Origin of the sequence: uncultured Campylobacter sp. (assembly GCF_938045775.1) — a bacterium.
Lineage (GTDB): Bacteria > Campylobacterota > Campylobacteria > Campylobacterales > Campylobacteraceae > Campylobacter_B.
Map to the genome: position 1 here is coordinate 1 of NZ_CALIBH010000030.1, position 5,395 is coordinate 5,395.

At 36.1% G+C, this 5,395-nt stretch carries 6 protein-coding genes and 5 tRNA genes; 5 read left to right on the top strand and 6 right to left on the bottom strand.

The window, feature by feature from the left end:
- Positions 1-40: 40 nt before the first annotated feature.
- The 6 genes from Q0238_RS00855 to Q0238_RS00880 form a co-directional block, all read right to left on the bottom strand.
- On the bottom strand, positions 41-1,348 hold the full coding sequence (locus Q0238_RS00855; protein ID WP_297941955.1) for a hypothetical protein: 1,308 nt from the start codon (positions 1,346-1,348) through the stop codon (positions 41-43).
- Positions 1,349-1,366: 18 nt separating this feature from the next.
- Positions 1,367-1,927 (bottom strand): hypothetical protein, encoded by a 561-nt coding sequence (locus Q0238_RS00860; protein WP_297916839.1) that lies wholly within the window; start codon positions 1,925-1,927, stop codon positions 1,367-1,369.
- A gap of 340 nt (positions 1,928-2,267) precedes the next feature.
- On the bottom strand, positions 2,268-2,504 hold the full coding sequence (locus Q0238_RS00865) for a hypothetical protein (protein ID WP_297916841.1): 237 nt from the start codon (positions 2,502-2,504) through the stop codon (positions 2,268-2,270).
- Positions 2,505-2,607: 103 nt separating this feature from the next.
- Positions 2,608-2,997, bottom strand: a complete 390-nt coding sequence (locus Q0238_RS00870; RefSeq protein ID WP_297916843.1) for a hypothetical protein — start codon at positions 2,995-2,997, stop codon at positions 2,608-2,610.
- A 108-nt stretch (positions 2,998-3,105) separates the two neighbouring features.
- Positions 3,106-4,368 carry a site-specific integrase gene (locus Q0238_RS00875; RefSeq protein WP_297916845.1) on the bottom strand — a complete coding sequence of 421 codons (1,263 nt, stop codon included), beginning with the start codon at positions 4,366-4,368 and terminating at the stop codon, positions 3,106-3,108.
- 182 nt (positions 4,369-4,550) lie between these two features.
- Positions 4,551-4,626 (bottom strand) — tRNA-Ala (locus Q0238_RS00880).
- A 135-nt stretch (positions 4,627-4,761) separates the two neighbouring features.
- Between Q0238_RS00880 and Q0238_RS00885 the strand changes: the two genes are divergently transcribed.
- From Q0238_RS00885 to Q0238_RS00905, 5 genes are all read left to right on the top strand, one after another.
- Positions 4,762-4,836, top strand: a tRNA-Gly gene (locus Q0238_RS00885).
- Positions 4,837-4,864: 28 nt separating this feature from the next.
- Positions 4,865-4,951 (top strand) — tRNA-Leu (locus Q0238_RS00890).
- 16 nt (positions 4,952-4,967) lie between these two features.
- Positions 4,968-5,041, top strand: a tRNA-Cys gene (locus Q0238_RS00895).
- Between the two features lie 20 nt (positions 5,042-5,061).
- Positions 5,062-5,217, top strand: a complete 156-nt coding sequence (locus Q0238_RS00900) for a hypothetical protein (protein WP_177387338.1) — start codon at positions 5,062-5,064, stop codon at positions 5,215-5,217.
- A gap of 58 nt (positions 5,218-5,275) precedes the next feature.
- Positions 5,276-5,363 (top strand) — tRNA-Ser (locus Q0238_RS00905).
- The last annotated feature ends 32 nt before the right edge of the window (positions 5,364-5,395 follow it).

A 5,395-nucleotide genomic window follows, 5' to 3' on the forward strand; every position in this document is an offset into this window, starting at 1 on the left:
CTATATTGTTTCACAAAATGGCTTAAATTTATAAATAAGCTTAAGCCAAAATTATCAAATTCCTCTTCTCTTCCATTACAAAATCTTTTAAAATTGCTCGTATATCGTCAGTCCTGTATTTCCTAAACGCTCTATTCATAGCTATGTCTTTTATACTACAACTTCCCTTTTTATCGATTTGCATTTTTACGTATTCAAGCATTTTATGGCGCATGTTTTGTATGTCTTCTGATTGCCCGTTGATTTCGCTAAACAAAAGGGTTAAATTCGTATACGGCTCTATGAATTTTATCGCTTCGTTTATCGTCTTGTCTGCTACTTTCGAGTTAAATTTAAAGCCACCGTCCTCGCTAATCTCATATTGATTCAAATAGTGTAATGTTTGTATAATTGCATTTAGATTTTGCACCACGCGAGTATAGAGCTCTTTAAACTCATCTGCCTTATTTTGTTTTTTTGAGTGTATGAGCCTACAAAATTTATCATAATTCTCATTTTGTTTTAGGGCATTGGTGTCGATTTCATAGCTCTCCTTTTTATAGAAATTCATCAAATCCACGATTTTACTTTCAAACTTTGCTATCTCGTCATAGCTTGGCTTATTTGTGTTAAATTTTGCATTCTCGTAAGAAAATACGTCTTTGGTATAGACGATGATGAAGCGATTAAATAAGCCGCCTAGATACTCCTTTATCACACTGTCATCGCCGCCCAATTGTTGTAAGTTCGTATCGGCCGCAAGGTAAAATTTAGCGTTATACACGAATGGCGGAAGTGCTTTTGCATTTTTATAGGTTGGGCGTTTTAAGGTGTTATTTGTGCCGTTTTTATCGGTAAGCATATTTAGGAGCTCTTGCATTTTAGTATCTTTATTTTTTAAAGCGTTACCCACTTCGCCCAAATCTGTAAAAAATTTCGGCTGATTTACTGCCGTTTCATAAATACCCTCGTAAGTAGCCTTATTTTCCATCAAGAACGCTAGAAGCTCTTTGTTGCCGCTACCTTTAAACCTTTCGTCCAATTCGTCTTGTATAGGTTTAAATAGTATATCAAATTGAAATTTTTTATTTCGGCTCTTACCGGTTCCGCTGTCGCTAATATCCAGTAAAAAGAAAGGTAAATTGGGCTGATTACAATAGGCTATTATCGCGCTAAAACACTGCACGGCTTGAATTTCAATTTGCCTGTAATTGCTAGGATTATAGCTTTTTACGAATTCGCACCACTCGCGGAGAGTTTTACTCTCAAAACAAAATGGTGTTAAATAATTTTTTTCTAAGCTTTTGTTGTTTATAATCAACGTGTTTGTTTTGTTTGCTCCCTTTTTGGGAGCGACTTTTCCTTTCATTCTTCCTCCTTTTGGTTGCTACCTCACTTTTAAATTCAGCTCTGAAACGTATCTATTTACTAGTTTTGTTACTAGCTTTACTTGGTCATTGATACTTTGTGTGAATGCTCCGAATTTCTCATAATTTACCCTAAAATTATATGAGTTATTTTGTTGTAAGCGCGTGAGAATTTCTCTTAAATTGCGTCCGAGTTTCTTTAAATCGTTTATCGCGTTTCCTAGTTCCCCCATCTCAATATTATTGAAATTTTTATCCTGATCATATATAGTATTTAGGATTTGGAATTTTATCTCTTTCGCCACAGAATTAAATCCGCGATATTTTGTTCTTTGCTGTAAAAATTCATATTCTTTATCTGATATTCTGATACGTAAATTTCTATTTATATTCGCGTTCTTTTTGACCTTATTAAACATAACCTTTTCGTCAAATTTATTTTCGAAAAAATTAAAAAGTGCAGCATTGATTACATCGGTAAAAGTGTATTTTTTGCCGTATAAAATTTCGTCTATTTTGTCCGATATCTCTTTTTCTATCCTTGCGGATTTCAATACTTTATTTTTGTTGTTTTCTTTCATATTTTTCCTAATAAGCTTCGCAGAAATTCGCCCTTTAGGTTTTTAGTATTGTAATACGAAAAGACCTAAAGGGCTATCCTGCAGTGCATCTATCCATACAATTTTATCACTACCTTTTGAAATGTCTAGTTTTTTATTTGCAGAAGACATTCGTTCATCCGTCGTCAGCATTTTTACAATGGATATAATATATACTTGTTTGCACAAAAGCATCGGTAAGGTAATTATCACCATATTGTCTTAACTTATGAAGAAAAAATTTGTTTACATTTAATGTTGATAGATTTTATATTTTCGTTAAGATTTTGTAGTGGTAAATTTTGCATTTACGCCTCCTTGATTATTTTCTAGCAGGACTCACTTTTAATTTTTGTAACCACTCTTCAATATCTGCCTTATAGTATAAAATCGTCTTGCCTATTTTTGAAAACGGAATGGGCGGTATTTTGCTTGCCGCCTCTTTCGTGTAGTTCTTTTTCATACGCAATTTGCTTTGATGCGTCAAAGAAAAACCGTATTGTTCTTGGAGTTGTTTAGTAGTAAGCCATTGTAAATTTGCTGGCTCGATTGTTTTCATATATGCTCCTCATCAAAATTTTCGGAGCAATTATAATTAAATAATGCTTAAAAGTAAATTATTTTTACATATTTTAATTGGATTGTTTTAATAATAGGTCTTTTTAGCTTATATTTATTTTAGCTGCTTCATTAAGCTTTTCTTTAAGTTTCATATTTTCCATTAATAATTGAAGTGATTTCTCTAGGCTTTCTCTTACTGCGCCAGTTGAGGCTATCGTTTTTAGCGAGTATTCACCGTAACCGATTAATGCGGATAGTTCTTTATACGATAGCTTATATTGTTTACAAACTCTCTTTATCGGGTTATTAAACTCTTGATATAGTCGTTTTAAATTTGGTTTTGTAAAAAAAAGCTTATCAATAAGCTTAATATTTTTATTCAGCATCCCTCTTGCCTGGATATATTCGATAAAGTCGTCGTATTTACTAAAATCGAAACCTTGTTCTGTTAAAAAATCATCGATTATTTTTTTATCTTTTTCGTTTAGCATCGCTTATTCCTTGTTACTTTTGATTATAAATTATACTATTTTTTAAATTTTATTTCTCTTTATTGATGAATTTGTGGCAAAGTCTAAAATATCCTTTAAAAAGAAAAGCTAAAATAACGGCTCGATTGCATTTAGATAGTCGCCGTACCACTGCATAAGCTTCGCTTTTTGCTCCATTGTAGCCTTTTCTCTCTCATAGGCAAATTTTACGGCGTTAAACTCCTTGTGCGCTAAAACGCTTTCTATCGCTTCTTCGCTTATTCCAAGCGCTAAAAGCTCGGCTTTGTTTTGAGAGCATATCGTGCGAAACGTGGCCCGAAAGCCGTGAGGGGTGGCAACGCCCTTATATTTGTCTTTTTGCCCCAAATTTCGTATTGCCTTACTAATGCTGTCGCGATGCAAATGCCCACCTTTATTTACCGCTGGAAATACAAAGTCGTTACCGAGAGTTTTAAACATTTTTTGCTCGTTTAAAATTTTTAATACATATGGGCTAAGGGCAATTTGATGCATAAATTTTGTTTTCATTTCGTTTGCCTGTATAGTCCAAATTTTAGCGTCAAGGTCAATATCTGACCACTTTGCGCTCGCCGTATTTATAGGACGATTGACGCATAAAATTTGCAGATAAACAGCCCTTTTGGTTTGTAAATCAAGTCTATTATCAGCCTTTAAATCTTGCAGAAAGGTCTTAATCTCGCTGTTTTGCGTGATGGCAGGTAACCTTGTATCTTGTTGATTATTGAGATTAAACCTGCTTGAAGTGGGAAATTCTTTATGAAGCTCTTTCGCCGGGTTATAGGCGATATATTCGTCTTTTTGAGCGATTGCAAAGACTTTATCGATGTCGTTTATTAGGCGATGAAGCGTTTCCAGGCGACTAGTGCGCGGATTGTTCGGGTTAAAAATAGTGTTTAAAATTACTAAGAGATCGCTATACTTTATCGTCTTTATATCGAGTTCGCCAAAAGACGGAAGTATGTATTTTTCGTTCATCTTAACGATCTTCGCAATATAGCTCTCGCTTATACCGTTTTTTCGTTTTTGTGCGACATATACGCCAAAAAGGTTTTTATAGCGATATTTATCACTCTTCCCTTTAATCATTTGTATATCTTTGCCACTTTCAAGCTCTTTTAAAAGCTTTACCGCATCTCTACGCGCTTCGGCTACGCTATAAATATTTTCCCTAAATTCTTTGATTTTGATATATTTGCCCCTATATCTAAGCGAAAAAGTTTTCAAACCGCTTGGATTTACCCAAATATAGAGCTCTTTTGGATTGCCGACGGCTTTTTTATATTGTTTATCTTTGATTTCCAATTTCCGTATGTCTTTATCTTGTAGGGTTTGTTTCGCTACATTTGCCATTTTGCCGTCCTTATCATAAAACTACCTTAATGCTTACTGACTACCCTAATAACTGCTCTAATTGTTTAGCACCGATTATAGCACAAAACGAATTGAAAATCATCAGAAAACATCAATATCCCCTTATAATGGGACTTTAGGAGAATTAAAAAGAAGTGATTAAAACTTAAAAATAGCTTAAGTGGTGGAGTTAAGCGGGATCGAACCGCCGACCTCTTGAATGCCATTCAAGCGCTCTCCCAGCTGAGCTATAACCCCAATAAAGATTTTGTAATTTTACATTATTTTACTTACAAAATTTTTAAATTCTGGCGCTACGCCAAAATTTTCTCCGCAAAAGCCGCTATAAAATGAAATTTTAAGCTTGCATTAGGTAATATTCCATTTCTTTGCGCGGGAATAGCTCAGTGGTAGAGCGCAACCTTGCCATGGTTGATGTCGCGAGTTCGACTCTCGTTTCCCGCTCCATTTTACATTCTGTTTTTGTATTAAACGTGCCCGGATGGCGGAATCGGTAGACGCAAGGGACTTAAAATCCCTCGGAATTTTTTCCGTGCCGGTTCAAGTCCGGCTCCGGGCACCACCTAATAAGCCGGCGCGGCGACATAGCCAAGTGGTAAGGCATGAGCCTGCAAAGCTTTGATCCCCGGTTCGAATCCGGGTGTCGCCTCCAGATCCTAAAAAGGAGTTATTATGAGATACATACTAGCGGCTCTTTTGGCATTGATGGTTTTTAGCGGGTGCTCTAATACTTGGCACGGCGTAAAAGAGGATTCGCACAACGCGGCTCAATGGACCAAAGAAAAGGTTCACAACGGCGCCGAGTGGGTCGGAGAAAAAACCGAATAAATTTCACGTGCGGATCTTGATCTGCGCGAACCTACGGCGGGATTTACCCGCCCTTAATCGGGAGATGGCTGAGCGGTCGAAAGCGGCGGTCTTGAAAACCGTTGAGGTGAAAGCCTCCTGGGGTTCGAATCCCTATCTCCCGGCCATTTTAATCTAATCCAAAATTCCCTTTTAACTT

Bases quoted from the DNA above. Each gene is read 5' to 3' on its own strand.
- Q0238_RS00855 (WP_297941955.1), bottom strand. From the start codon at position 1,348: ATGAAAGGAAAAGTCGCTCCCAAAAAGGGAGCAAACAAAACAAACACG.
- Q0238_RS00870 (WP_297916843.1), bottom strand. From the start codon at position 2,997: ATGCTAAACGAAAAAGATAAAAAAATAATCGATGATTTTTTAACAGAA.
- Q0238_RS00865 (WP_297916841.1), bottom strand. From the start codon at position 2,504: ATGAAAACAATCGAGCCAGCAAATTTACAATGGCTTACTACTAAACAA.
- Q0238_RS00900 (WP_177387338.1), top strand. From the start codon at position 5,062: ATGAGATACATACTAGCGGCTCTTTTGGCATTGATGGTTTTTAGCGGG.
- Q0238_RS00860 (WP_297916839.1), bottom strand. From the start codon at position 1,927: ATGAAAGAAAACAACAAAAATAAAGTATTGAAATCCGCAAGGATAGAA.
- Q0238_RS00875 (WP_297916845.1), bottom strand. From the start codon at position 4,368: ATGGCAAATGTAGCGAAACAAACCCTACAAGATAAAGACATACGGAAA.